We start from the raw sequence: 4,243 nt of genomic DNA on the forward strand, positions 1-4,243 counted from the left end.
ATCACGTCCTCGCGCCAAATCGCGCTCGCGGAGTGTGTGCGGAGCGTAGGGCGGCCCCGATTTGCCGGGTGGTACAACGAGCAACCTTCCATCGTCGCGGAGGAAGAACCATGTCCAGGTACGTACTCGGCGTGTCGGCCTTCTATCACGACTCGGCCGCCGCGGTGCTAAAAGACGGAGTAATCGTCGCTGCGGCGCAGGAAGAACGATTCAGCCGCAAGAAACACGACCCGCGCTTCCCGCGCGGCGCGATCAATTACTGTCTCGAGGAGGCGGAGATCGACGGCAGCGACCTGGCGGCGATCGCGTTCTACGACGATCCCGCGCTGACGGCCGACCGGATCATCCGTTCGTCGATCGCATTCGCCCCCGAGTCCGAGGTGTTCTTTACCCGTGCGGTTCGCTCGTTCTTCGCCGTAAAGCCCTATTTCAAGGACTTGATCGAGGAAATGCTGAACTGCGACGTGCCGATTTACTTCGCGAGGCATCACTATTCGCACGCGGCATCGGCGTTCTTTCCGTCGCCGTTCGAGGAGGCGGCCGTGCTGTGCGTCGATGGCGTCGGGGAGTGGTCGACCACGAGCCTCGGCATCGGGCGCGCCAGCGGGATCGAGATCCTCAAGGAGATTCGCTATCCACATTCGCTAGGCCTGCTCTACAGCGCATTCACGTTCTTTTGCGGTTTCAAGGTCAACAGCGGAGAGTACAAGCTGATGGGCCTCGCGCCCTACGGCAACCCTGTTCACGCGGAGAAGATCAAGGAGCACCTGATCGACATCAAGAACGACGGCTCATTCAGGCTCAATCTTGACTTTTTCGATTTTCACAAAGGGCTGACGCTCACGAACGAACGCTTCCATCGGCTCTTCGACGGGCCGCCTCGCGTACCGGAGTCGCGCATCACGCAGCGCGAAATGGATCTTGCCGCGTCCATCCAGGCCGTGACCGAGGAGGTCATGCTGAAGATCTCGCGCACGCTGCGCGATATGACGGGCGCAGCGAATCTGTGTCTCGCCGGGGGCGTTGCCTTGAACTGCGTGGCCAACGGGAAGATTCTTCGCGCGGGGATCTTCGACGACATCTGGATCCAGCCGGCCGCGGGCGACGCGGGAGGCGCGATCGGCGCGGCCTATCTCGCCGACTTCAACATGCTCGGTGGCGTCCGGCCCTCCCCAGTCGGCGCGAGAGATGCGCAGCAAGGGAGCTTTGTCGGCCCGGAATATAACGACGACGAAATCGTCACGTTCCTGTCGCAATCCGGCGCCCCTTATCACTCGCTGGATCAGGCCGATGCTGGCGCCGCGAAGATTGCGAACCTGCTGGCCGGGCAAAAGATCGTCGGCATGTTTTCGGGCCGCATGGAGTTCGGGCCGCGCGCACTTGGCGGCCGTTCGATCCTCGGCGACCCGCGCGCAGCGACGACACAATCGCGCATGAACCTGAAAATCAAGTTCCGGGAATCGTTCCGGCCCTTTGCGCCCATCGTGCTGAAACGCCGCGCGGCGGACTATTTCGAGCTCGACACTGACAGTCCCTACATGCTGATCGTCGCGCCTGTGCGGGAAGAGCACAGGCGGGTGCCGGAGGCGTCATCCGATCCGGAGGACATGCTGCAAATCGTCAACGCGGTGCGCAGCACGGTCCCGGCGATTACGCACATTGACTACAGCGCGCGCATCCAGACGGTGGAGGAAGACGTGAACCCGAGGATGTATTCTGTGTTACGGGAGTTTGAGGCGCTGACGGGATGCCCCCTGCTCGTCAACACGTCGTTCAACGTGCGGGGTGAGCCGATCGTCTGCTCGCCCGAGGATGCCTATCGCTGCTTCATGCGCACGGAGATCGACGTGCTCGTGATGGGCAACCACATTCTCTATCGCAATGAGCAGGCACCCGTCGAAACGGACGATTCCTGGAAGAAGGAGTATCAACTTGACTGACGCTGACCTTGGGAAATTCTTTCGCTCGAAGCTGGCATGTGACAGGCAGAGAGTCGAGCCGTTCTTGCTGGGGAAGACAGATCCCGCATGCGTGTCATATTTTCTCGACGTCTTCGAGCCGGAGCCGATTATTGTCGAGGAAGACATGATCGATGCGTTGCTGTCGATCTGGCGCGAGCAGGGGCTGAATGCGCTGGTGCTGCTCGAGCCGGAGTGGCGCAAGATGGCGAAGGCGCTTCGCGCGCCTGCCGACGAGACCGAGATCGTTTCGCAGTTCGTCTATGCGATGTATTGAGCTGGCGTGTCATGCCAAGTTTGTGGTGGCCATATGGTGGCTGCTCAAAACGCAACTGATCAGAATCCTCAGTAATGTGTAGCTGATCCGGGCCATCTGCAGGCCGATGACCCTGATGGGCGTCGGCCTTGAAAGTTTGTATGCGATCGCACGGCAGCAACAATTGCCCGGGGAGCAGTGTGACGCCGCGACGAGCGGCCGTAGCCCATCGCATCCTGCCAGAGGAGCGCTATGCGCCCTGCCGGTGCTAGGTTGCAGAGCGGCATCTGAACGATGCCGGAAGACGCTGAGCGCCATATACAGTTCCGACGCGACGGAAATCTGTACGTTCATCCATATGATGACACCGCGCGCAACTTGAAAGAACGTGTTCGACGGTGTTGTCACGTTCAACCGGCACGGCGCGAGGCGCGATGTCCTCGTCAGTTGCGATCCCAAACCTCGTCTCCGCATACCGTGCTGCACGCGCGCGATTGATGTGCGTCAAGCCTTCTCTGCCATCGAAGACTATTTTGGATCTTCGCGTTTTTCTGTGGGTAAAAAATGCGGATTTTCATAGCCGAGGGAGCATGCAGGTGAGGATTTTCAGCCGCAGATACTCTTCGTCACGCAGTCCGTATGACCGTCGCTGGATGACTCGAATCTTGTTATTGAGCCCTTCAACGAAGCCCAGTGGTACCTTGTTCTCTGGCTTGCAGTAAGAAGCGATTCCATCCCAATGACTCTCAACCATCGTGGCAAATTTCTCATACGGGTCGATGCGCTGCCACTTCAGACTGGCTTTCCAGTTGTCGAAGAAACGGCGGGCCCAGCCTTCGCGTTCGTAGTCCCACAATTGCCCAAACGATTCCTTGAGCAGGTAGGCAGTGTTAAGGCGTTTGTTGGCGGCCAGCAGTGTTTTCAACGACTTGCGGCCCTCCATCGACAGGTTCTCACGGTGACTGAGCAGCACATACTTCTGGCCTTTGATATAGCGTCGTTGCTCGCCTTGCAGGCGAGCGTATTCGCTCTTGCGAACCTTATCCATTGCCTCGTGGAGTTGCTTCATGACGTGGAACTTGTCGTAAAGAATGTCCGCCTGTGGGACGCGCTCCTTTGCAACGTTGTAAAACGGTCTCCACATGTCCATGACGACCAGACGGATACCGCGAGCCTTCTTCTCGCCCAGCCAGTCATAAAACTGGCGCATGCTGGCATCCTTGCGATCTTCACCGCCAAACCAGATCGCACGACCCCGTATCAGGTCGCTCACCACAATCCGGTACGAGCCTGCTGCTTTCCCCTTGCCGATCGAGATCTCGTCGATACCGATGACCTTCGGCCCGGGCGAGCCAAACCGCTCCAGTTGAGCACGCATGTACTGCTTGTCCAGCTCCTTGACCGTGTGCCAATCCAGATTGAACTCGTCAGCCACATCCTTAAGCGTACTTTCCCGACAACGACGGCCGACATACCACGCGAAGCGCTTCGTGAAGTGCGGGTTGTCAGCGAGAAAACTCAGTCGCTCGGGCTTCACAGTTCCATCGCATCGACATCGGACCCGGAATACTTCGAGATCCAGATAGATTCTGCAACCTCCACTGGGCAAATCTCTCGCGAGAATTCGCTTGTGGTCGTACCCCGGACATGCGCGCGCACATCCCTTGCAGCGCTTTTTTTTGAGCGCCGAACAAGAGTAATGACGCGCGCGACGCGGTCGCCGAACACGCCATGCAGCTCTTCGAGAGGACGGAATCCGTCGAAGCGGTATGCGTCGGACAGACGCTTGCGTTTGCGCGAAGTAGCCATCGCGAAATCATGCCAGATTTTTCGACGCCCCAAAACTCCGCAAACCCACGCCCAGATTAGCGTTCAGACCATTGACCAGAGAAATTCACCCACAGAAAAACGCGAAGACCCAATTCTATATCCGACCCACGTTTTTTCAATCAATGCCGTCTGCGCGCTATTTCGCCGTTGCCGCAGCGCGGAGCAACGCGAACCCCGGCGGTGCCTAAGCCACGGGTAG

Annotated in this window: 4 protein-coding genes; 2 read left to right on the forward strand and 2 right to left on the reverse strand. The window is 58.7% G+C overall.

The features are described from left to right. Window positions 1-110 precede the first annotated feature (110 nt). Window positions 111-1,940: a carbamoyltransferase gene (locus tag VMJ11_RS30870; RefSeq protein WP_325624692.1), complete on the forward strand. Its 1,830-nt coding sequence runs from the start codon at window positions 111-113 to the stop codon at window positions 1,938-1,940. Window positions 1,941-2,004: 64 nt separating this feature from the next. Further along, a complete protein-coding gene (locus VMJ11_RS30875; RefSeq protein ID WP_325624694.1) occupies window positions 2,005-2,235 on the forward strand; it encodes a hypothetical protein in 231 nt (76 codons plus the stop codon). A 553-nt stretch (window positions 2,236-2,788) separates the two neighbouring features. Here the strand turns inward: VMJ11_RS30875 and VMJ11_RS30880 are convergent. Further along, window positions 2,789-3,838 (reverse strand): ISL3 family transposase, encoded by a 1,050-nt coding sequence (locus VMJ11_RS30880; RefSeq protein WP_325624697.1) that lies wholly within the window; start codon window positions 3,836-3,838, stop codon window positions 2,789-2,791. Beyond that, the gene (locus VMJ11_RS30885; RefSeq protein ID WP_325624695.1) at window positions 3,748-4,023 is read right to left on the reverse strand and encodes a hypothetical protein; all 276 of its coding nucleotides are present in this window, start codon (window positions 4,021-4,023) and stop codon (window positions 3,748-3,750) included. Before VMJ11_RS30885 ends, VMJ11_RS30880 begins: the two co-directional genes overlap by 91 nt. Window positions 4,024-4,243 lie beyond the last annotated feature (220 nt).

The organism is Paraburkholderia sp. (assembly GCF_035501035.1).
GTDB lineage: Bacteria > Pseudomonadota > Gammaproteobacteria > Burkholderiales > Burkholderiaceae > Paraburkholderia.